This window comes from Prescottella soli (assembly GCF_040024445.1).
Lineage (GTDB): Bacteria > Actinomycetota > Actinomycetes > Mycobacteriales > Mycobacteriaceae > Prescottella > Prescottella soli.
In genome coordinates this window covers 550,592-572,672 of record NZ_CP157276.1, presented here as the reverse complement: position 1 = coordinate 572,672, position 22,081 = coordinate 550,592, and the positions used below count along the sequence as shown (strand labels likewise).

Annotated in this window: 17 protein-coding genes; 10 read left to right on the top strand and 7 right to left on the bottom strand. The window is 66.7% G+C overall.

Annotated features, from left to right (window positions below; genetic code table 11):
- Nucleotides 1–4 precede the first annotated feature (4 nt).
- Genes ABI214_RS02660 through ABI214_RS02645 form a run of 4 tightly spaced genes read left to right on the top strand, consistent with a single transcriptional unit; the run spans nt 5 to nt 2,652 of the window.
- On the top strand, nt 5–1,267 hold the full coding sequence (locus ABI214_RS02660; RefSeq protein WP_348605878.1) for a cysteine desulfurase: 1,263 nt from the start codon (nt 5–7) through the stop codon (nt 1,265–1,267).
- 2 nt (nt 1,268–1,269) lie between these two features.
- Nucleotides 1,270–1,764: a Fe-S cluster assembly sulfur transfer protein SufU gene (gene sufU / locus ABI214_RS02655; RefSeq protein ID WP_348611181.1), complete on the top strand. Its 495-nt coding sequence runs from the start codon at nt 1,270–1,272 to the stop codon at nt 1,762–1,764.
- Nucleotides 1,761–2,165 (top strand): metal-sulfur cluster assembly factor, encoded by a 405-nt coding sequence (locus ABI214_RS02650; RefSeq protein ID WP_127916953.1) that lies wholly within the window; start codon nt 1,761–1,763, stop codon nt 2,163–2,165. The genes sufU and ABI214_RS02650 overlap by 4 nt, the downstream gene beginning before the upstream one ends.
- Nucleotides 2,143–2,652 (top strand): DUF1990 family protein, encoded by a 510-nt coding sequence (locus tag ABI214_RS02645; RefSeq protein WP_348605876.1) that lies wholly within the window; start codon nt 2,143–2,145, stop codon nt 2,650–2,652. Before ABI214_RS02650 ends, ABI214_RS02645 begins: the two co-directional genes overlap by 23 nt.
- A gap of 3 nt (nt 2,653–2,655) precedes the next feature.
- On the opposite strand, the gene ABI214_RS02640 is transcribed toward ABI214_RS02645, so the two are convergent.
- The gene (locus ABI214_RS02640) at nt 2,656–3,486 is read right to left on the bottom strand and encodes a Ku protein (RefSeq protein WP_348605874.1); all 831 of its coding nucleotides are present in this window, start codon (nt 3,484–3,486) and stop codon (nt 2,656–2,658) included.
- Nucleotides 3,487–4,004: 518 nt separating this feature from the next.
- On the bottom strand, nt 4,005–6,491 hold the full coding sequence (locus ABI214_RS02635; RefSeq protein WP_348605872.1) for a LuxR C-terminal-related transcriptional regulator: 2,487 nt from the start codon (nt 6,489–6,491) through the stop codon (nt 4,005–4,007).
- A 330-nt stretch (nt 6,492–6,821) separates the two neighbouring features.
- Between ABI214_RS02635 and ABI214_RS02630 the strand changes: the two genes are divergently transcribed.
- On the top strand, nt 6,822–9,194 hold the full coding sequence (locus ABI214_RS02630) for a sensor histidine kinase (RefSeq protein WP_348605870.1): 2,373 nt from the start codon (nt 6,822–6,824) through the stop codon (nt 9,192–9,194).
- Nucleotides 9,195–9,495: 301 nt separating this feature from the next.
- On the opposite strand, the gene ABI214_RS02625 is transcribed toward ABI214_RS02630, so the two are convergent.
- Nucleotides 9,496–10,155, bottom strand: coding sequence for a response regulator transcription factor (locus ABI214_RS02625; RefSeq protein WP_348605868.1), 660 nt, complete (start codon nt 10,153–10,155; stop codon nt 9,496–9,498).
- Nucleotides 10,156–11,070: 915 nt separating this feature from the next.
- On the opposite strand from ABI214_RS02625, the gene ABI214_RS02620 reads away from it, so the two are divergent.
- Nucleotides 11,071–11,763 (top strand): alkaline phosphatase family protein, encoded by a 693-nt coding sequence (locus tag ABI214_RS02620; protein WP_348605866.1) that lies wholly within the window; start codon nt 11,071–11,073, stop codon nt 11,761–11,763.
- Nucleotides 11,764–11,767: 4 nt separating this feature from the next.
- On the opposite strand, the gene ABI214_RS02615 is transcribed toward ABI214_RS02620, so the two are convergent.
- Together ABI214_RS02615 and ABI214_RS02610 are read right to left on the bottom strand one after the other, a co-directional pair.
- Complete coding sequence (locus tag ABI214_RS02615; RefSeq protein WP_348611176.1) at nt 11,768–12,883, bottom strand: lycopene cyclase family protein; 1,116 nt, start codon at nt 12,881–12,883, stop codon at nt 11,768–11,770.
- Complete coding sequence (locus tag ABI214_RS02610; RefSeq protein ID WP_348605865.1) at nt 12,880–13,650, bottom strand: SDR family oxidoreductase; 771 nt, start codon at nt 13,648–13,650, stop codon at nt 12,880–12,882. Before ABI214_RS02610 ends, ABI214_RS02615 begins: the two co-directional genes overlap by 4 nt.
- A 160-nt stretch (nt 13,651–13,810) precedes the next feature.
- Here ABI214_RS02610 and ABI214_RS02605 point away from each other — a divergent pair, with 160 nt between their 5' ends.
- Both ABI214_RS02605 and ABI214_RS02600 read left to right on the top strand, forming a co-directional pair.
- Nucleotides 13,811–15,442: an ABC-F family ATP-binding cassette domain-containing protein gene (locus ABI214_RS02605; RefSeq protein WP_348605864.1), complete on the top strand. Its 1,632-nt coding sequence runs from the start codon at nt 13,811–13,813 to the stop codon at nt 15,440–15,442.
- Nucleotides 15,443–15,546: 104 nt separating this feature from the next.
- Complete coding sequence (locus ABI214_RS02600; RefSeq protein WP_348605862.1) at nt 15,547–15,768, top strand: helix-turn-helix domain-containing protein; 222 nt, start codon at nt 15,547–15,549, stop codon at nt 15,766–15,768.
- Between the two features lie 6 nt (nt 15,769–15,774).
- Here ABI214_RS02600 and ABI214_RS02595 read toward each other — a convergent pair whose 3' ends face one another.
- Together ABI214_RS02595 and acnA are read right to left on the bottom strand one after the other, a co-directional pair.
- A complete protein-coding gene (locus tag ABI214_RS02595; protein ID WP_348605860.1) occupies nt 15,775–16,341 on the bottom strand; it encodes a TetR/AcrR family transcriptional regulator in 567 nt (188 codons plus the stop codon).
- A 111-nt stretch (nt 16,342–16,452) separates the two neighbouring features.
- Nucleotides 16,453–19,254, bottom strand: coding sequence for an aconitate hydratase AcnA (gene acnA, locus ABI214_RS02590; RefSeq protein ID WP_348605858.1), 2,802 nt, complete (start codon nt 19,252–19,254; stop codon nt 16,453–16,455).
- Between the two features lie 342 nt (nt 19,255–19,596).
- Between acnA and ABI214_RS02585 the strand changes: the two genes are divergently transcribed.
- Both ABI214_RS02585 and ABI214_RS02580 read left to right on the top strand, forming a co-directional pair.
- Entirely contained in the window at nt 19,597–20,178 is a 582-nt protein-coding gene (locus tag ABI214_RS02585) for a DUF6676 family protein (protein ID WP_348605856.1), read from the top strand.
- A gap of 318 nt (nt 20,179–20,496) precedes the next feature.
- The gene (locus tag ABI214_RS02580; RefSeq protein WP_348605854.1) at nt 20,497–21,972 is read left to right on the top strand and encodes an NlpC/P60 family protein; all 1,476 of its coding nucleotides are present in this window, start codon (nt 20,497–20,499) and stop codon (nt 21,970–21,972) included.
- The last annotated feature ends 109 nt before the right edge of the window (nt 21,973–22,081 follow it).

Genomic DNA, 22,081 nt, shown 5'->3' with positions numbered 1-22,081 from the left:
CCGCATGACCATCACGGTGCCCGCGCTGGACGTCACCAGGATCCGGGAAGACTTCCCGATCCTGGGGCGGACCGTGCGCGACGGAAAGCCCTTGGTGTACCTGGATTCCGGCGCGACCTCGCAGCGTCCGGTGCAGGTGCTCGACGCCGAGCGGGAGTTCCTGACCACGTGCAACGCAGCGGTGCACCGCGGTGCGCATCAGCTGGCCGAGGAGGCCACCGACGCGTACGAGGGTGCCCGCGCGGCGATCGCCTCGTTCGTCGGTGTCGATTCGGACGAGCTGGTGTTCACGAAGAACGCCACCGAGTCGCTCAACCTCGTCGCCTACGTGTTCGGCGACGACCGCTTCGACAAGGCCGTCGGACCGGGTGACGAGATCGTCGTCACCGAGCTCGAACACCACGCGAATCTCGTTCCGTGGCAGGAGCTCGCGCGTCGCACCGGTGCAACGCTGCGCTGGTACGGCATCACCGACGACGGACGCATCGACCTCGATTCGCTCGAGCTGACCGACAAGGTCAAGGTCGTCGCGTTCACGCACCAGTCCAATGTGACCGGTGCGATCTCGCCGGTCACCGAACTGGTCCGCCGCGCGCAGGCCGTCGGCGCGGTCACGGTTCTCGACGCGTGCCAGTCCGTCCCGCACATCGCCGTCGACTTCCGTTCCCTCGGTGTCGATTTCGCGGCCTTCTCCGGGCACAAGATGCTCGGCCCGTCCGGTGTTGGCGTGCTGTACGGCCGCCGTGAGCTGCTCGCGTCGATGCCGCCGTTCATCACGGGCGGTTCGATGATCGAGACGGTGACGATGGAGGTCAGCACCTACGCGCCGCCGCCGCAGCGTTTCGAGGCGGGCGTGCCGATGACGTCGCAGGTCGTCGGGCTCGGCGCGGCCGTGAAGTACCTCCAGGACGTCGGTATGGACGCCATCGCGCAGCACGAGCACCTGCTCGTGACCGCGGCCCTCGAGGGACTCGCGGGCATCGACGGAGTGCGGATCGTCGGCCCCACCGACGGTGTCGACCGCGGCTCGGCCGTGTCGTTCCTGGTCGACGGGATCCACGCCCACGACCTCGGGCAGGTCCTCGACGACGACGGCGTCGCCGTGCGCGTCGGGCACCACTGCGCGTGGCCGATGCACCAGCGGTTCGGCATCGCCGCTACCGCGCGGGCGTCGTTCGCGCTGTACAACACCCTCGACGAGGTCGATGCGCTGCTCGCCGGCATCCGGCGCGCGCAGGACTTCTTCGGCGTGAGCGGAGGTGCGTGATCGTGCGTCTGGAGCAGATGTACCAGGAAGTGATCCTGGACCACTACAAGCACCCGCACGGGCGGGGGCTGCGTGACCCGTTCGGCGCCGAGGTCCATCACGTCAACCCGACCTGCGGGGACGAGATCACGCTGCGCGCGCTCCTCGCCGACGGTGAGGACGGGCAGCCGGTGGTCGCGGACATCTCGTACGACGGCCAGGGTTGCTCGATCAGCCAGGCGTCGACGTCGGTGCTGTTCGACCAGATCGTCGGCATGCCGCTGGACGAGGCGCTGCGCACCGTCGACGCGTTCAACGAGATGGTGAGCAGTCGCGGCACCATCGAGGGCGACGAGGACGTGCTGGGAGACGGCATCGCCTTCAGCGGGGTGTCGAAGTACCCGGCCCGCGTCAAGTGCGCGCTGCTGGGATGGATGGCTTTCAAGGACGCCGTTGTTCGAATAGTCGACGGCAACCCTGAAGACGACCTTGCTCGAACCGGAGGACAGACATCATGACGGACACCCAGGCCGAGCAGGCCCAGACCGAGACCACCGAGGCCGAGGCGACCGCCGCGTACGGCGCGACCCTCACCCCGGAGCGCCTCGACGAGCTCGAGGAGGCGATGCGTGACGTCGTCGACCCCGAACTCGGCATCAACGTCGTCGACCTCGGTCTGGTGTACGACTTCAAGGAGATCGACGAGAACGGCGTCGACGTCGTGCTGCTCGACATGACGTTGACGTCCGCGGCCTGCCCGCTGACCGACGTCATCGAGGAGCAGTCCAAGCGGGCCCTGGTGAACAGCAGCCTGTGTGACGAGCTGCGGATCAACTGGGTCTGGATGCCGCCGTGGGGTCCGGACAAGATCACCGACGACGGCCGCGAGCAGCTGCGTGCCCTCGGGTTCACGGTCTAGTCGGGCCGCGCGGGAACTGACGTATCGGGAGGTCGGTGCCACCGCCGGAGAGCTGCCGGCGGGGTACCGACACATCCGTGAATGGACATCGCTCGGACGCGGTGAGGACATCTTCCTCGCCGCGTCCGACGCGTTGATGCGGTGGGACGTCCACCGTCGTGCCGGCCTGAGGGTGGCGGCCGAGAACCCGACCGCGGCGCCCGGCACGACCGTCGAGCTGCGGTGGCTCGGGTTCACGATCCCGTGCCGGGTGGTCTACGTGCTCGACGAACCGGACCGCCGGGGATTCGCCTACGGCACCCTGTCCGGACACCCGGAGTCGGGGGAGGAATGTTTCTGCGTCGAACGCGCGCCCGACGGGTCGGTGCGCGCGACGATCACGGCGTTCTCCCGTCCCGGACGCTGGTTCACGCGCCTCGGCGATCCGGCCGCGCGTGCCGTGCAGCGCTACCTGACGCGCCGCTACCTGCGGGCCTTCGCGGACTGACGATCAGGCGCGCTTGCGTCGCGGCTTCTTCGCGGGGGCGGGAGTCGCTTCCTCGCCCGCGGCCTCGAGGCTCCGCTGCAGCGCGGCGACCAGGTCGACGACTTCGGCATCGGCGCCGGCCTCGACGCGCTCGGCCGCCGGGATCACCTTCTTGCCGCCGCTCGCGATCGCCTCGTCCAGCAACTGGCGCAGCTCGATCTGGTAGTCGTCGGTGAACTCCGTCGGGTCGAAGTTCTCGGCCATGCTGTCGACGAGGGTGCCCGCCATCGCCAGTTCCTTCGGCTTCGGCTCCTCGGCGTCGTCGAGCGACGGGAACTCGGCGGCGCGCACCTCGTCGGGCCACAGCAGCGTCTGGATCACCAGGACGCCGTCGCGCGCGCGCAGCGCCGCGAGCCGGGTCTTCTGCCGCAGTGTGAAGTGCACCAGCGCGGTGCGGTCCGTCTGCGCGAGGGTTTTCGCGAGCAGCACGTAGGCCTTCGGGGACGACGAGTCCGGTTCCAGGTAGTAGCTCCGCTCGAACAGGATCGGGTCGATCTGCTCGGTGGGGACGAACTGCAGCACCGGGATCTCGTGCTTCTCGGCGGCCGGCAGCTTCTCGAAGTCCTCGTCGGTGAGGATGACGCGGTCACCCTCCTCGGAGTCGTAGGCCTTGTCGATGTCGGCGAACTGCACCGTCTGCCCGCACTCGCTGCAGACGCGGTTGTACTTGATCCGTCCACCGTCCTTGGCGTGGACCTGATGGAAGCGGATGTCGTGGTCCTCCGTCGCGGAGTACACCTTGACCGGCACGTTGACCAGCCCGAACGCGATGGAACCCTTCCAGATTGATCGCATGCACCCCACTATCACCCAGATCGGTGCGTCGTGTGCGCCGTGGTACGAAGATCATCACCATCTCGAGACATTTCGGCTACATCGGGGCGACCGTCCGGCCGCCGCCCCCTCCTCCTCGCCGCGGGCACGCTCGCCGGCGGTGTCGTCACGGCGACCGCACCGGCACTGGTCACGAAGACCGTCGTGATCGGTCTCGACGGCACGATGCTCGATCACGTCAAGTCCGTGAACACCCCCAACAGTCCCGTGTGCTGTGCAGTCAGGGTGTGACGGTGACCGCTGAGGGGCGCCGACGGGAAGTAGGCGCCGCCACTGCCGCGGTCGGGCACACTCCGCCTCCGCCTCCGCCACCGCCACCGCCACCGCCACGAACTTGCAGGACTAGGGGGCACCCGCTGAGAGCGGCGGTACGTCAAGCGTGTCTTGTTCTTGCACCTGGCGTGCAGTACGGCGCAGGGCGCGGCAGATCAGGGCGGCTACCGTTCCGGAAAACCCGCCCGGAATGCACTTCATTCTGGCTAGGTATCGAGGAATCCGAAGGTGCGAGCACGGTCGATCGCCTCGGCGCGCGTGTGCGCCGCCAGCTTTCGGTAGAGCGTGCGCTTGTGCGTCTTGATGGTCGAGGTCGAGAGGAACATCAGCGCTGCGATCTGTCCGGCGGTCAGGCCTCGCATCACACCGTTGAGCACGGCCATCTCGCGTTCGGTGAGCTGGGGGAACTCCAGTGCGGCGGGATAGTGCTCGGGTACCGGTGTCGCCAGGAACTCGGCGACGGTCGCAGACGGCCGTGCCGCCCGTCCGCTGAGGGAAACTACTGCGGTGCGCTCGATCGTCGCGAACGCGCTCCGGATCCCGGTGCGATCGGCGATATCGCAGGCGTGGGTCCAGGTGCGGAGAGCATCCCTGTCACGGCCCAGTCGGCTGGCCGCCGCCGATTCGATCACGAGTGCCTCGAGATGCGATCGTGCGTAGGGCATCCCGAGCCAGTCGTACTTGCGGCACGTGATGATCGCGGACTGGTGGTCCCCGGCGAGGAGATGTGTACGTGCGACCGCGACAACTGCCCACGGTGTGGTGCATGACAGGGAATCCGTGAGGGCCCGCGCCCGCGCGACATCGCCGAGCGCGAGGCGCACCTCGACCTCGATGGCGTCGAGAAGCGTCTGTACGAAGGTTCCCCTCGCGCGTGACCGTGCTTCAGCGAACTCAGTGAGCGCCGCGACGCCGAGGGCTGGCGTGCCCGTCGCGATGGCGTATCGGCAGCGTGCGAAGGTGACGAACGGCCACAGCTCCACGACCTCGGGTAGCTCTCGCAGACTGTCGACGGCACGGCCAGCGGTGTCGAAGTCGAGGGTGTCGATCGCGGTAAGTGCGCGGGCGACCGCACCGCCGATCCGCACCAGCGACTCTGTCCAGTCGTCGGCGGGCGGGATCTGGTTCTCTTCCCTGAGCCAGTCGTATGCCCGCTGCGCCTCGCCGGCGAATGCCCAGTTGAGGGCGGAATTGCCGGCGGCGTTGCGCGAGACGAAGTGCATCCGGCGCGCCGTGCCCAGTCGATGGGCGAGTCGAAGTTGCACCGTGGACCCGGCAAAGTCTCCCGCCAACTGGTACGTGAGCCCGAACTGCATGCGCAGGAACGGCAGGAAATCGGTGGCCGCATCGGTGTCGACGTCGAGCAGTCGCCGCACCCCGACGTCGAGAAGACGCGTCTGCTCGGCGGCCGTCTCGTAGTTCCCGGCCAGGCGCCGCAGAAGAACCCGAAGCCCCAGCACGATCAGCGCCGCACGGGGATCCAAGGCGGCCGTCAGATCGAGCAGGTCAGCGGCGTCGTGGGAGTTCGTGGGGCCGGGATCGGGATTGCCCCCCTCCAGTTGAATCACCACGGCGCGGAGCAGGCGAATCCCAGGACGATCGTCCATGATCGCCTCGGGCAGGATCAGCAGGACGTCCCGAAGCAGATCCGTATGTGAGCTCGCCAGGGCGGCTCCGTGCTGGTCGAACACGTCGACGGCGAGTTCCCAGTCCTCGGCGTCGACGGCACAGCGCAGCGCGGCCGCGTGTTCGCCCCGATCCCGATGGTGGAGGGCGAGTAGCGCCGACCGGGCCGCCGGTTCGAGGCCCTCGGCCGACTGGACGGCGATCAGTTCGGTGCGCACCGCGGGCGGTAGCCGCCAGGTGTCACCGTCGGCGGTCCCGCGGTGGTCCAGGATCCCGGCCGACTCGAGGTCTCGCAGGTACCGCGGCGAGTCCGGGCCGCCACCGAGGTGCTGCGCGAGGTCCACGGTGAGGACGTGCGCGGTCGCGGCGCGCACCAGGAACTCTCGCTCCTCGGCATTCACCGCCGCCAGGATGTCGTCGTGAACGTGGCTCGTGACCGCGTCGGCGAACACCCGCTCGAGGTCTTCGCCGGTGAGGGGACGTTCGGACTTCGTCCTTTCGAGTACCGCTGTGCACAATCCGGGGTGCCCTCCGGACCTGTGCTGGAGGGCGCTCAGATCGGCATCCGACCGGTCGAGGCCCGCGGAGCGAAACATCTCCTGCAGGTCGTCCTGCGTGTACAGCAGATCGTCGGCCCGGAGGGTGTCGTCGTACGGCCCGATTGTCAGCGGGTCGTCGAACAGCGATTGCCCGATCACCGTCGCCACGACGTGCACAGCGGGACTGCCGTCGACCAGATCGAGGATCCGTCGTTCGACGATCGGGTCCCGGTGCAGGTCGACGCGTTCGATCGCGATGTCGACCGGACCATCAGCATCCGCCAGGGCAGCGGTGACCTGGGCCCAATGGGCGTCCGCGGTGATCGTCGGCGCGGGCGGCGCGATGCGGACCGCGAGGCGTCCGGCCGCGCGGGATGCGTCGAGCCAGGCGGACACCAGGCTCGATTGCCCGAATCCGTGCGGCGCCTGCACGACGATGAGCCCGGAGCTGCGTCGGAGTCGGTCGACCAACCTGCCCGGCGCCCAGACATAGGTGTCGGCACTCGAATCGATGAGCTCTTGCGTCATGGACGTCCTTCGGGTTCGGTGCGGCGACCGACGAAGTCCGCGATGTGGACCGGAAATTTCAGTCATATTGTTTGCGGCAGCCGTGACCGTAGGCTGGGCATTAATTAAGTGTCAAATAATATGACCCCCGGCAAGGGGACAGTCAACTAGTATGACCCCCGGCAAGGGGACATGTGATCAGGATTGGTAATGAGCCGGGCCTGGAAATCCACCGATTAGTGACGCCTGTGCAAGCGCCAGCCACTGACACCTCCCCCATGTGGGGCCTCCTGAAATCGCAGCCGAGCCCACTCCGTCTTGGGAGTTTCGACCGCGATTGCAACTAACAAGATGCTGGACGATACAATTGATTATTCGTTGCCCGCCACGATTGGAATCCAGAAGTTGAGAACGTTCTTTTCGGCAGCATTTCGGTTACCGATATTTGCCGTATTGTTCGTAGATCTTAGTGAACGCGAATCTGTATCTCCGAGAGAATTCTCCACCGCGGTGGAGACTCGTTCGATCCTTATGGCGTTCCGTCAATCTGCACTCGCCTTCGCTGCACTCTGGCAATTCGTCATGGTGTTCACCGCATTCGGCACCCTCGGCCGTGATGGTCTCGCACTCGCAGCCGCGGTGACACTTGTCGGATTAAGCGCACTTCTCGCGCGCACCGGGCGCCACCTGGACCCACTGATTTCGACAGGAATGGCGGGTACCGGACTCTGGGCCTACCTCGCGAGCGGAGATATAGATTCCGCTCTCGTTTTTGCCGCATGCTGGCAGATCAACTTTGCGACCTGCCTAGGAATCATACTGTTGCTCCGCCCCTACGGAGCCCCTCTCACTACCGGCATCACAGTGGCGCTGGTTGCGATCTTGGCTCTGGCACTTCCTGAGTGGGGAATAGGAACTTTCGTCTCGATTCTGACTACTCAGCTATCGATCATTATCGCCGTCCGGTGGGGAGTGTCACGACTTGTCATTATCGCATCCGAAGCGGATGCGATCGAATCTCGTAGAAACGCCGCCCTGCAGCGGACCCGGTTGGTCGAACGTGTAAGCATGGAACTTGTCGAGGAGTCTCGCATGCTTCACGACACGGCAATAAACACGCTCGGTGCCATCGCAGATGGTAGCGCCGACATCGCCGGTCATCGATACATACAAGAACAATGTCGCCGGGACGTGAAAATTCTCCGTGCGCTACAAGCTCGGACGACCCGTCCAATTCCTGAGAAGTTAGAGGAGATCTTTCATCAACCTGGATTTGCTATCCGCCGAAGCGGGGTTGCCGATGACGAAATCGCTCACTGCAATCAGCTTATTTCCGCTTCTACCATAGCCGCGGTCGTACACGTTGTCCGCGAAGCAGTGAAGAATTCTGCCAAACATTCCGGCGCCGATCACGTGGTGATCGATGTTCGAATGTCGGAGGCCCGACTGACTGTCACCATCAGTGACCTAGGCCGAGGCTTTGATCCCCGAACGCCTACCGATGGCCGTGGCATCGCTGAGTCGATTATCGGTCGCGCCTGCGACAACGGATTTCATGCCTCCATCGATTCCCGCCCAGGTGCGGGGACCCTGGTCACCGTTACGGTGCCACTGGATCAAGCAGGCACCGGATCGGGGCATACGGAAGTCGCCGGCGGTGCCAAGAACGCTCCCTGGACGTCCGCTGTCCAGCTCTACCAGCGTTCGAGCGAACTGTGGGCGATTGGCGTCACTGCGGTCAGCGTGATCCTCACGGCCGCGGGCGGTACGAACCACCACATGGCGCTCTTTCCGATGATCACTTTGATGGCAACTGCCTGTCTCGTCTACCGCTTCATCCCGGGTTTCCAGTATCACCGTCTCGCCGGCGTCCTCCTGGCCACTATCTCTATCACCGTCTTCGTATTGTCTGCCGCAGCAGTCGAGTTCGGAAGCGACGGTGCGATGCACTGGCAGGCTCTTGCCTCCACCGGGCCGTTCATCCTCCTTCTGGCCATAACGCCTAGACGGTCGACGCGAGGTCTCGCGGCCGCGCTCTGGATCCTTGTAGCCCTCGCGACTGCCCTCGTGGGCCTTTCCTATTCAGCAACGGCAGCGCAGATCGTGCTGGTGGCAGGGGCTGTCGGGATCGGTTTCTGCGGACTATGGGCGATGCTGCAACGGCTACTTGCAACTCTCGGTAGAGAAGTCGTGAGATCAGAACTCGAAGCACACGAAGCGTTGCTGCAGGCCGAAGTCGAGGAAGCCGCGCAGAAGAGCAAACAGAGATGGATGGACGCGGGGCTCGAGTCGGCGATCAGTTTGCTGGATGAAATCGGGCGAAGTGGTCGGAACCCGGCTTCGCAATTGACCCGTCAGGCGTGCGGGGTAGAAGAGCGGTACCTACGGCAGCTGGTTCAAATCAGCCCACATCTTGTAAACCTCAGCCGGGCCTTTCCTGCGACGCTCGCACGCGCTCGCCACCTCGGAGTGGCATACTTTTTGCAGCTCGGTGATGTTGACATCCGAGACGAGGAAACCGCTCAATCGATAGCCTCTTACATTCTGGGGATGCTGTTGAAGCTCAATCCAGGGGACGAACTACGCGTATCACTCTTTCCTGTCGGCGACGAGCTCCAGCTAACCCTCGTGGGTGAATCGATCACGTCGCCCGACTTTCCCTTCGCAAGGGTCACTAACACCCAGCTGGGAGCCGTCAACCTTGTTGAAATGATGTTCGCCTGAGTCGAATTTCGTGCGTCCAGCAACGGGTGCGAGTGAGTCGGTGGGAGTCTCGCAGGCAGTGGTGGCGGGGAGGTAGGCGGGTCCGCAGCAGCCGATACGACCATCTGGTGGATCGAGTCCGGTCGATAGCGCCCCGATGGTGTGGCCGAGGTGGTTTTTTCGATGCGCGGTTGAATACGATCAGGAAGAGCCTGTAAACGATGTATCATTGCTGCACTGTCGGCAACAGTTAACCGATGCCCTGCTCACTCGATGAGCGGAACACGTCGCGCTGTCCCAATATGGTTCGCCATACCCTGTGTCAGGGCTCGATGAGGCCTTCCCTCCAGGCGACCCTGCCGAAGTCCAGTTGGGTCTTCAGGGTAACGCCGGAGGCTGCATACTTCTTTCGTGTCCGGTCGAGGTACTGTTTTGCGGTTTCCTTGCTGATGTTCATGGCATCACCGACTTGTTGTAGCTTGAGCCCGGATGCGTACAGCAGGAGCGCACGTTCTTCCTGGACGCTCAGCTTCGGCCGGGTGGAATCCCCAGCGATAAATGCAGCGAGTTCGGGACTCATCCACTCTTCACCCCGGAGTGCGGCCCGGACCGCTGCGAGGATAGCTTCCTCGGAGTCGCGTTTGCCCACGATGGCCGAAACTCCTACTTTTATCATGCTCTGCACTAAGGAGGGAGAAGCGAGTGCCGACAGCACCACAATACGTAGGCCTGCCTCCAGGAGCTTCCGAACCAGTTCGACGTCCACGTTGGGCTGGCGATCCACCATCAGGTCTAGGACGAGCAGATGAGGGCGTTCGTTCCGCGTGACCGATCTGGACCATTCCAAGAACTCCAGGGCCGTCTCTCCGCTGAAGACCAACTCCAGCCCCGCGCTGTTCAGAAGTTCCTCGGTCCTTAACCGCTGGAGTCTGTGGTCTTCGACAATCGCTACGCGAAACCTGGGCGTTCGCACTGAGTTCACGCGGGTCCTTGCTCCTCTTAAGGTGTAGTCGGATATGAGACGCCTTCTAGAATCCATCTAGCCTATAGCTAGTTCGAAGCTATTCCGGAAAGCGCAAGGCCGAGGGACTGCCCCCACTCGTCGTGCCCCCGACGTTGATGTCGAAGTAGTCAAGAGATACTTCAGGGGTTCGGGGTCATTCAGCCGGCTTGGCTCACGGAAGACGGAGAGATCCGCGACCGGCTCCTGATTCAAGAGTTCCGGCCGACAGCGCTGACGTGGGCCACTGACCGTGGCGTCGGCGTCGACTACTCGGAGCTCCGACAGGCACTCCATCGGACTGAGCGGTGCATCCGATCTGAAACGAGCAATCTGGGAACGCCACCCGGAGGTTGGCACTCCCAGATTGTGATCACCAGAACTGCCAACAGAAGTTCTTGACCCAGTCGACACCGTGCGTAGACGGGTCAGACTTTTTCGCTCTGACGTCGGGTGTTTCGGCGCCCGGCACCTTCCTGCAGTGGTCTGGCATGTCACCGCATCGGAGTGGAAGCCCGATCACCGATCCAACCCGAGGTTGCGGTATCGCACCGTCCTCGATCGCCAGATCCTCGATCTCAACGACAAGCGTTCGACGGCCGGTCATGAGCCTTTCTGCAAGCTAGTCATGCCGGTGATGCTAACAGCGCATCCGGGGCTGTGCTGTCACCTCGCGCAGGTGGTGACCAGGGGGCCCTGATTCCGGTCAGCGCGCCACGATCGTGACTGTCCACGCTCGCGCCGCCACGCCATGCAAGCGAGAAGCTGCTCCCGCGCCTCACATGACAGAGACTACCCCCTGCGCCCCAGCTGCAATATGTACCCAGATCAGCAAGCATTAGAGGCTCGATCACTCGATACCAGAGGCAGATAACGCAGGGGCACACCAAGCACGGTGTGGTCGACAACTCGTTCAACGGTGCGCGCTACGACCAGTACCCGACCGCGTTCACTCGCATCGAGCAGGTGAAGCCCGAACTGCGCACCGCCTCGATCTCGACGTGGGGCGGTATCGCCACCATCGCCGGATCGGGTACGCCCAGGGCCGACGTCGTCGTGACGACCCCGGGCGCCGGTAGCGAGGCCGCGACCGATGCGGCGACCGCCTCGGCCGTCGCCGCCGAGATCGCCACCAACGGACCCGATTTCGTCTTCACCCAGCTCGACCAGGTGGACGGCGCCGGGCACTCGTCGGGCACCGCGGGGCCGGAGTACGCGCCGGCGCTCGAGCGCGTCGACGCTGAGGTCGGCAAGATCGTCGCCGCCGTCGACGCCCGCAGCAAGGCGACCGGCGAGAAATGGACGATCCTCGTCACCTCCGACCACGGACACAAGCCGACCGGCGGACACGGCGGCCAGAGTGCCGAGGAGGCAACGACGTTCGTGATCGCGCGGGGTGCGGGCTACCAGGCCGGCGCCACCGACGACGACTACGCGATCGCCGACATCACGCCCACCGTTCTCGACAACCTCGGCGTCGCGCAGCCCGCGGACCTCGACGGCGCGCCGCTGCCGAGGACGGCCCCGCCGGCGAGCGGGTCGCTCGGCCTGCTGCCGTGGTGGATCCCGACGGGTTCGCTCGGTTCCTGATTCGTCACCATCCGACGCCGGCCCGCGCCAGCGTCCGACGGATCGGCGGTGGGACCGTGCGGAACAACGCCCACATCGTGTGCATCGTCCCGGTCGCGTCGGCGCGCCCCGACAGGTAGGCGCGCTGACGCTCCACCGGCAGTGCGAAGAAGGCGTCGAAGAACTCCTCGGTGCGGGCGGGGTCGAGTCGGAGCAGCGCCGAGAGTCCGACCCCGCGGAGCGACCGCACGATGCGAGCGCGCCACGGCCACAGAGCGTTTCCGGGATCCCGACCTGCCACGAGGGCTTCGACGACGTCGTCGACGGCGGTCAGCGACGCCGCGACGCTGTACCCCGTGCCCGGGTGGATCAGGCCCGCCCGGGCGCCGAATGCGTCCACCGTCCCGGCACTTCGCGGGGCCTGCACCGGGAACCGGACCCGCTCCACCTCGAGGTTCGCGGGCGGTTCCACACCGCGTGCCCGCAGGCGGGCGTCGAGGCGCCGGCGCAGCTCGTCGAGCGCCAGCCCCGGCCGTCCGACCAGGCACGTCTCCTCGAGCAGAACGCTGTCGTCGCCCAGCGGCACGGCGTATAGGAACGACGGCGGATCCTCCGGCGTCGTGCCGTTGTCGCGACGCCAGTCCATGAACCAGCATGCGGCACCGCCCATCGCCGGGGCCGCCGCGGCGGTGGGCAGGACGAGGCCGAACGCCGTCTGCTCGGCCAGTGTCGGATCGGGGCGCAGGCCACGAGCGTCCATCACCCGGCGTGCCCGGACCTCGGTCCCGTCACGCAGGACGACGGTGTTCGACGCGACCGCGGCGGCGACTCCGGCGACCACCCGCACGCCCTCGAGGTCGAGCCGCCGGTGCAGCGCCGCGTTGTCGAGGATCGCGTACTCGCGGTCGAGCACCCTCGAACGGGTGGCCCACACGTTCGGCCGGCCGACCGTCGCGCGCAGCACCTCGGGTCCGAGCCAGCGGGGGAGTTCGTCCACCCAGGCCGCGTAGGTCGGCGACCACGGCCGGTCCGGGTGCGGGTCGATGCCCACGACGCGCAGACCGGCGCGGGCCGCGCGGTGCGCGAGCGCCCGGCCGGCGGGCCCCAGCCCGACGACCGCGAGATCCGGCGTGGGGGTCAGAGCGCGCCCGTCGCGAGCAGGCCGCCGTCCACGCGAACGGTCTCGCCGGTGATCCAGGCGGCGTCGTCGGAAACCAGGAAGCCGACCAGCCCCGCCACGTCCTCGGGTGTGCCGAGCCGCTTCATCGGGTAGATCGACGACGCCTGGTCCTCGCCGCCGGCGACGAGGGCCGCCGCGAACTTCGTCTTCACCACGCCCGGGGCGACGGCGTTGACCCGGATCGTGGGACCGAGCTGCCACGCCAGTTCCTCGGTGAGGCGGATGAGCGCCGCCTTGGACGCGCCGTAGGCGGCGATGACGCCGGTCGACCGGATTCCCGCGACGCTCGCGAGGTTGACGATCGCGCCGCCGTGTTCGGCCATCCACGCCCGGTACGCCTCCTGCACGTATCCGAGGGCGGCGACGACATTGACGTCGAAGATCTTGCGGACCGCGTCGAGGTCGGCGTCCATCAAGGCCCCGTACACGGGGTTGATGCCGGTGTTGTTGATGAGGATGTCGAGCGAACCGAGCTCGGACACCGTCCGGGTCACCGCCTCGCGGCGGGCGTCGGCGTCGCCGGAGTTGCCGGCGATCGCGACGACGTGGCCGGCGTGGCCGAGCGCGCGCAGTTCCATCGCGGCCTCGTCCAGCGGTTCGGCCTTGCGGGCGGTGACGACGACGTTGGCTCCGCGGGCGAGGAGTTCGGCGGCGATGGCCTTGCCGATTCCGCGGCTGGCGCCGGTGACGAGGGCGTTCCGTCCCTGCAAGTCGTTCTCGCGTGTCATGGCATCGCACGTTAGCGGAGTCACGTGGCCGCCGTGTGGCACCGAGCGGGCAGCACGGTAAAATCGGTGGTTCTTGTGCTCGTTCGCGGGCAACATGACATGCCGGTCACGCGTCTGCGTGGCCGAAGTTGTGCCTGTGGCTCTTACCGAGGAGATGTGCTTGATTACCGCCACCGACCTGGAAGTTCGTGCCGGTGTGCGGACCCTGCTCTCTGCGCCGGGGTCGGCGCTCCGCGTACAGGCGGGTGATCGGATCGGTCTGGTCGGCCGCAACGGCGCCGGTAAGACGACCACGCTGCGCATCCTCGCCGGCGAGGGCGAGCCCTACGCGGGCGCGGTGGTGCGCAGCGGCGATCTCGGTTACCTGCCGCAGGACCCCAAGGAAGGCGACCTCGAGGTCCTCGCCAAGGATCGGGTGCTGTCGGCACGCGGCCTCGACGAGATCATCAAGAAGATGGAGAAGCAGCAGGCCATCATGGCCGAGGCTGTCGACGACGCCACCCGGGACAAGGCCGTCCGTAAGTTCGGCAATCTCGAGGACCGCTTCTCCGCGCTCGGCGGCTACGTCGCCGAGTCCGAGGCCGCCCGCATCTGCAACAGCCTCGGACTGCCCGACCGGGTGCTGAACCAGCAGCTCAAGACCCTCTCGGGCGGTCAGCGTCGTCGCGTCGAGCTCGCGCGCATCCTGTTCGCCGCCTCGGACGGTTCCGGCGGCAAGTCGAACACCACGCTGCTGCTCGACGAGCCCACCAACCACCTCGACGCCGACTCGATCACGTGGCTGCGCGGCTTCCTGCAGAACCACGACGGCGGCCTGATCGTGATCAGCCACGACGTGGATCTGCTCGCCGACGTCGTCAACAAGGTGTGGTTCCTCGACGCCGTCCGCGGCGAGGCCGACATCTACAATATGGGCTGGAAGAAGTACCTCGATGCCCGCGCCACCGACGAGCAGCGTCGTCGCCGCGAGCGCGCCAACGCCGAGAAGAAGGCCAGCGCTCTGCGTCAGCAGGCAGCCAAGCTCGGCGCGAAGGCCACCAAGGCGACCGCGGCACAGAACATGGCCAAGCGTGCCGACAAGATGATGGCTGCGCTCGACGACGTGCGGGTGGACGACAAGGTCGCGCACATCCGGTTCCCCGAGCCCGCGCCGTGCGGCAAGACGCCGCTCATGGCGAAGGAACTCACCAAGGTCTACGGCTCGCTGGAGATCTTCACCGGCGTCGACCTGGCGATCGACCGCGGCTCCCGCGTCGTGATCCTGGGTCTCAACGGTGCCGGCAAGACGACGCTGCTGCGTCTTCTCGGCGGCGTGGAGACGCCGGACCTCGGCGAACTGGTGCCCGGACACGGCCTGAAGATCGGTTACTTCGCCCAGGAGCACGACACCCTCGACGACGACGCGAGCGTGTGGGAGAACATCCGGCACGCCGCCCCCGACGCGGGCGAGCAGGACCTGCGCGGACTGCTCGGCGCGTTCATGTTCTCGGGCCCGCAGCTGGACCAGCCGGCGGGAACGCTGTCCGGCGGCGAGAAGACGCGTCTGGCGTTGGCCGGTCTGGTGTCGTCGGCGGCGAACGTGCTGCTGCTCGACGAGCCGACCAACAACCTCGACCCGATCTCGCGCGAGCAGGTGCTCGACGCGCTGCGCAGCTACACCGGCGCCGTCGTCCTCGTCACCCACGATCCGGGCGCGGCCGAGGCGCTCAACCCCGAGCGTGTGATCCTGCTGCCCGACGGCACCGAGGACCACTGGTCGCAGGAGTACCTGGAGCTGATCCAGCTCGCCTGATTCGTCCGTCTCCGCTGGCTGAGCGAGTTTTCGGTTTGTTGATCACGCGTCGATCGGTGATCTAGCCTGGAAAGTGAGTCTCGCTCAGCTGACCGGAGGACGTCATGGCGGAGATCTCAGGGATTTCGCGGGGGGCCCGTATCACCGGGGAATCGCGTGACAAGCTCCGCGACGACTTGAAGGCGCAATACGAGGCGGGTGCCAGCATCCGCACCCTCGCCGAACAGACAGGCCGCTCGTACGGATTCATCCACAACGTGCTCGTCGAAGCGGACGTGACGTTGCGTCGGCGGGGCGGCCCGAACCGGCGCAAGAAGACGGAGTGACGCGCTTCAGCCCTTCCGCCGCACCGATTCCTCGACTAGATCGAGGACGGCCGAGAGGTTCTCGGCGCCGTGCCCGGATGCGATGCGGGCGATGAGCCCGTCGAGTACCAGGTCGAGGTAGTCGAGCAGAACGTCGGTGGGCAGGTCGTCGCGCAGACGACCGGCCGACTTCTGCTTCTCGAGCCGGCGGACGGTGGCCTCGGTGAGTTCGGCGCTGCGCTGGGTCCAGTCGCGCGCGAACTCGGGATCGGTGCGCAGACGCCGGGCGATCTCGAGGCGGGTGCCGAGCCAGTCGAACTGGTCGGGGGACGCGAGCATGTCGCGCATCACCTGGACCAGGCCGCCCTCGGCGACCACGTCGGCCATCCGCTTGGCGTCCTCGTGGGCAAGGGCGAGGAACAGTCCGTCCTTGTCCTTGAAATGGTGGAAGATCGCACCGCGCGAGAGTCCGGTGGTCTCCTCGAGGCGGCGCACCGTGGCGCCGTCGTAGCCGTACTGCGCGAAACATTGGCGGGCCCCGTCGAGGATCTGGCTCCGTCGCGCCGCGAGGTGGTCTTCGCTGACCTTGGGCACAGCCGACTTCCTTTCGTACGAAACTGCAACGGCGGGCCCGAGACTGACGTCCCGAGCCCGCCGTCAGCGCACTGGGTGATCCGGGAGGACCCGGATCACACGATCAGGTGACTAGCCCCGGATCATGTTGCGCAGCACGTACTGCAGGATGCCGCCGTTGCGGTAGTAGTCCGCCTCGCCGGGGGTGTCGATGCGGACGACCGCGTCGAACTCGACCTTGCTGCCGTCGGTCTTGGTCGCGGTGACCTTGACCGTCTGCGGGGTGACGCCCTCGTTCAGCTTCTCGATACCCGCGATGTCGAAGGTCTCGGTGCCGTCCAGGCCCAGCGATCCGGCGGACTCACCGGCCGGGAACTGCAGCGGCACGACGCCCATACCGATCAGGTTCGAGCGGTGGATGCGCTCGAAGGACTCGGTGATGACGGCCTTGACGCCGAGCAGGCTGGTGCCCTTGGCGGCCCAGTCACGCGACGAACCGGAGCCGTACTCCTTGCCGCCCAGGACGACCAGCGGGATGCCGGCCTTCTGGTAGTTCTGCGACGCGTCGTAGATGAACGCCTGCGGCGCACCCTCCTGGGTGAAGTCGCGGGTGTAGCCGCCGGAGACACCGTCGAGCAGCTGGTTCTGCAGGCGGATGTTCGCGAACGTGCCGCGGATCATCACCTCGTGGTTACCGCGACGCGAGCCCAGGGAGTTGTAGTCCTTGCGCTCGACACCGTTGGCGTCCAGGTACTGCGCGGCCGGGGTGCCGGGCTTGATCGGGCCGGCCGGGCTGATGTGGTCGGTGGTGACCGAATCGCCGAGCAGCGCGAGGACGCGGGCGCCCTTGATGTCGGTGACCGGAGCCGGATCCATCGTCATGCCGTCGAAGTACGGCGCCTTGCGGACGTAGGTCGAGTTCTCGTCCCACGCGAAGGTGTCACCGGCCGGGGTGGCCAGGTTCTGCCAGCGCTCGTCGCCCTTGAAGACGTCGGCGTAGGACTTGCGGAACATGTCCTGGCTGATCGCCGACTTGATGGTGTCGTCGATCTCCTGGGCCGAAGGCCAGATGTCCTTCAGGAAGACGTCGTTGCCGTCCTGGTCCTGGCCCAGCGCGTCGACCTCGAAGTCGAAGTCCATGGTGCCGGCCAGCGCGTACGCGATGACGAGCGGCGGGGACGCCAGGTAGTTCATCTTGACGTCGGGGGAGATGCGACCCTCGAAGTTGCGGTTACCGGAGAGCACCGCGGTGACCGACAGGTCGTGCTCGTTGATCGCCTTGGAGATTTCCTCCGGCAGCGGACCGGTGTTGCCGATGCAGGTGGTGCAGCCGTAGCCGCCCAGGTAGAAGCCGAGCTTCTCGAGGTACGGCCACAGGCCGGCCTTCTCGTAGTAGTCGGAGACGACCTGCGAGCCGGGCGCCATGTTGGTCTTGACCCACGGCTTGGTCTCGAGGCCCTTCTCGACCGCGTTGCGGGCGAGCAGCGCGGCACCGAGCATGACCGACGGGTTCGAGGTGTTGGTGCAGGACGTGATGCCCGCGACCGCGACCGCACCGTGGTCGAGAACGAACTCGCCGCGGTCGGTCTTCACCGTCACCGGCTTGCTCGGGCGTCCGTGCGAACCGTTGGCGGCCGACGGAATCACCGAGGCGACGTCGGAGACACCGGCCGTCGAGGCCGGGTCGGACGCCGGGAAGGACTCCTCGACGGCCTCGTCCAGCGCGGAGTGCGCGGCCTCGGCACCGTTGGTGACGTAGGTGACGATGTCTCGACGGAACGCGTCCTTCGACTCCGACAGCAGGATGCGGTCCTGCGGGCGCTTCGGGCCGGCGATCGACGGCACGACCGTGCCGAGGTCCAGCTCGAGGTACTCGGAGTACGCGGGCTCATGGTCCGCGTCGTGCCACATGCCCTGTTCCTTGGCGTAGGCCTCGACGAGCGCGAGCTGCTCCTCGGAGCGTCCGGTCAGACGCAGGTAGTTGATGGTCTCGCCGTCGATCGGGAAGATCGCTGCGGTGGAACCGAACTCGGGGCTCATGTTGCCCAGGGTCGCGCGGTTCGCCAGCGGAACCTCGGCGACACCGGCGCCGTAGAACTCGACGAACTTGCCGACCACACCGTGCTTGCGCAGCATGTCGGTGACGGTGAGCACGACGTCGGTCGCGGTCACACCGGGCTTGATCTCACCGGTCAGCTTGAAGCCGACGACGCGCGGGATCAGCATGGAGACCGGCTGGCCGAGCATCGCAGCCTCGGCCTCGATGCCGCCGACGCCCCAGCCCAGCACGCCCAGGCCGTTGACCATCGTGGTGTGCGAGTCGGTGCCGACGCAGGTATCGGGGTACGCCTGACCGTTACGGGTCATGACGGTGGGAGCCAGGTACTCGATGTTGACCTGGTGAACGATGCCCATGCCCGGGGGGACGACCTTGAAGTCGTCGAACGCGCCCTGGCCCCAGCGCAGGAACTGGTAACGCTCGCCGTTGCGCTGGTACTCGAGGTCGACGTTGCGCTCGAGGGCGTCGGCCTGGCCGAACACGTCGAGGATGACCGAGTGGTCGATGACCATGTCGGCGGGGGAGAGCGGGTTGACCTTGTTCGGGTCGCCGCCGAGGGTGGTGACGGCCTCACGCATGGTGGCGAGGTCGACGACACACGGCACGCCGGTGAAGTCCTGCATGATCACGCGCGCGGGCGTGAACTGGATCTCGACGCTCGGCTGTGCCGAGGGGTCCCAGTTCGCGATGGCGCGAATGTGATCGGCGGTGATGTTGGCGCCGTCCTCGGTGCGCAGGAGGTTCTCGGCGAGAACCTTCAGCGCGTAAGGCAGCTTCTCGGTGCCGGGCACGGCCGAGAGGCGGAAGATCTCGTACGAGTTGTCTCCGACCTCGAGCGTTCCCTTGGCGCCGAACGTATCAATACTGGTGGTCACGTCAGCTCCACTCGTCTTTGAGGTTCGCCATCGACGGGGCTGTGTCGACGGCTGAAGCGAGGCACGCGAACAGTGCCCGGTTCGATCGGCGAACCGAACCCGACAGTTCCGCGGGCGTCTCCAGAGAAGTCTAACAGTACGCTTGTCCTGTGAGACTTCAGGGTCTGGCGCCGGAACGAATGCGGCGTCGGGTCGGCTCGCGTCGGTCCAATCCTCACGCAGTCGGCACGCGGGCGCAACGGACGGAGGCGCTGCGGCGATAGGTCTTCACGTACTGTTCTTTCCAGGCTTCTGCCCGCCTGCCCTGCGAGTCCCTGTCTGCCCACTGATCCCGGATGAGAGATGCCTGCTCATATCGCGCCCGCCCGCCTCCCGCTCGCTGCCACGATTCCCGACGACGTGTCTGTGGACGCAGTGCTGGCGGATCTGTCGGACGACGGAGTCGCGGCGCCGGCCTCGGAAGTCGCCGACCTTCGGGACGTCGTCGCGCGTGCGCACGAACACGGCATCGACCTGAAAATCGTTGTGCTCGAGCAGAACCCGGGTCGTCCCGAGGAGTTGCGGGATCTGGCCACCGAGGTCGGCAAGGTCGACGGCGGCACGGTTCTGGTCCTGAGCCCGTCGTCGCCGGGAACGTACAGCGACACCATCAGTCGCGTCGTGCTCGAGGGAGCGCAGGACCGCACCTACACCGGCAATGCGGTCCAGTCGGCGAACAACTTCGTCGACGAGATCACCGAACCGGGCCACTCGTGGGGCCTCGTGACGGCGCTGCTCGTACTCGTCGTCGCGCTCGTCGGCGGCCTGTCCTACGTCGCGAAGGTCCGTCGTGGGCCGGCGTCGCACGCCGGCGATCCGGTCGCGCCCGACGCCGCCGCAGGAACGCTGTCCGCGGGCACGGAGACCGGCCGACTCGACGACTGACCTGCGCCCGCCGGGCGCGAAACGCCGCGCGGCCGTAGGCGCTGGTGCCCCCGTTTCACGCCCACAGGTGTCATCATTTCGCCTGGTGGAATTACCACGACGTCATTTGTGACAAGAGTTCACCAGAGCGCGCAAAGTGTCGTACGGTGCCAATGGCGCTTTTTGGGGAAGAAGTGTCGCAAGAGTGATGTGAAGATTCACGTGACAGTTGTGACGTCACGTGATCTGTGCGTCCTCGGCGGCTGTCCGCCGGGGACGTGCCTCCCCGCACGGATCGGTTGGACAGCCGATTCCGGTCGCAGCAGTAGGGAGGATGTTGTGAGGCGAAGGAGTTCACGCGCAGGCGTGCGACGTCCGGGTTTCTCACGTGCGCGGTCGCGTGTCGCGCGGGTGGTACTGGGTGTCGGTGTCGTCGGGGCTCTGGTCGTGGGTATGCCCGGCATCACCGCCGCGGTGCCGCCCCCACCACCCAATCCGTCCGACGCCGAGATCGAGAGCGGCAACGCCCAGGTGTCCGCCGGTGTCACGCAGGTCGGTGACCTGATCAACCAGGTCGCCGGCGCGAACCAGGAACTGGCACGCCTCGACGACGAGGTCGCGATCAAGCGCGAGGACGTCAACCGCGCGCTCGTCGACCTGCAGACCGCCCGCGACGCGGCCGACGCCGCCGGGAGTCTCGTCGCGCAGAGCCAGCAGGCGCTGCATGATGCGGGCACCCAGATCGAACAGGCGCAGCAGCGGTTCACCGACTACGCCGTCGAGAGCTACACCAAGGGCCGCAACGTCGCGTCGCTGTCGTCCTACTTCGGTGCCAAGGGGCCCGACGACATCCTCGACCGGGCCCAGATCATGCGGCTGCTCTCCGCCAGCCAGAAGGCCGTGCTCGACAACCTGCAGCGCGCGCGGACCGAACAGGCGAACCGGGATTCCGCTGCGCGCGAGGCGAAGCAGCGCGCCGACGCCGCGGCAGGCGCGGCCGAGGCGAAGAAGGCCGACGCCGAACAGGCGATCGCGAGTGCCCGTACGGCACTGCAGGAGCAGGCGTCCCGCAAGGCGGAGATCGAGGCATCACGGGACTCCGCTCAGGCGCAGCTCGACGCGGCCCGCAACAACGTGACGGGCCTGCAGGGCCAGCGCGACGCCTACGTCGCGTGGGACAACCAGCGCCGGGCCGAGGAAGCCGCCGCCGCGGCCGCCGCTGCCGCCGCAGCGGAGGCGGCCCGCCGAGCGGCCGAGGATCGCGCCGCGCAGGAACGTGCCGCGCAACTGGCCGACGGGCAGCGTCCCCACACCCAGCTCGACGAGGACTCCGGTGGATGGTCGCCGCCCGCGCCGGCGAAGCCGAAGCCGATGGCCCCGGCCGTCACCGGTAGTGCGGCGATCGAGACGGTGATCGACCGCGGCATGTCGCAGCTCGGCGTCCAATACGCGTGGGGAGGCGGCAACGAGAACGGCCCGACGCTCGGCATCCGGGACGGCGGCGTCGCCGACAGCTTCGGCGACTTCGGCAAGGTCGGCTTCGACTGCTCCGGGCTGATGATCTACGCGTTCGCCGGTGTCGGTATCTCGCTGCCGCACTACACCGGCTACCAGTACACCGCCGGCACACAGGTGCCGTCGTCGGAGATGCGGCGCGGCGACATGATCTTCTACGGCGCCAACGCGAGCCAGCACGTCGCGCTGTACCTCGGGAACGGGCAGATGCTCGAGGCGCCGCAGTCCGGTTCGGTCGTCCAGGTTTCGCCGGTGCGTTGGGACGGGATGACCCCCTACGCTGTCCGTATGGTGTCCTAGCTCGCCTCGGCTGGCGTCGTCCTTGTGTCGGGTATCGCCGGCACCTGGAATAGTTGAGCGGACAGGCAAGTCGATCCGATCGATCTAGGTGGAAGCGGGGATTCTTGGT

Coding starts and splice junctions, on each gene's coding strand:
- ABI214_RS02660 (WP_348605878.1), top strand. CDS start 5: ATGACCATCACGGTGCCCGCGCTGGACGTCACCAGGATCCGGGAAGAC.
- ABI214_RS02650 (WP_127916953.1), top strand. CDS start 1,761: ATGACGGACACCCAGGCCGAGCAGGCCCAGACCGAGACCACCGAGGCC.
- ABI214_RS02640 (WP_348605874.1), bottom strand. CDS start 3,486: ATGCGATCAATCTGGAAGGGTTCCATCGCGTTCGGGCTGGTCAACGTG.
- ABI214_RS02635 (WP_348605872.1), bottom strand. CDS start 6,491: ATGACGCAAGAGCTCATCGATTCGAGTGCCGACACCTATGTCTGGGCG.
- ABI214_RS02630 (WP_348605870.1), top strand. CDS start 6,822: ATGCTGGACGATACAATTGATTATTCGTTGCCCGCCACGATTGGAATC.
- ABI214_RS02610 (WP_348605865.1), bottom strand. CDS start 13,650: ATGACACGCGAGAACGACTTGCAGGGACGGAACGCCCTCGTCACCGGC.
- ABI214_RS02600 (WP_348605862.1), top strand. CDS start 15,547: ATGGCGGAGATCTCAGGGATTTCGCGGGGGGCCCGTATCACCGGGGAA.
- ABI214_RS02585 (WP_348605856.1), top strand. CDS start 19,597: ATGCCTGCTCATATCGCGCCCGCCCGCCTCCCGCTCGCTGCCACGATT.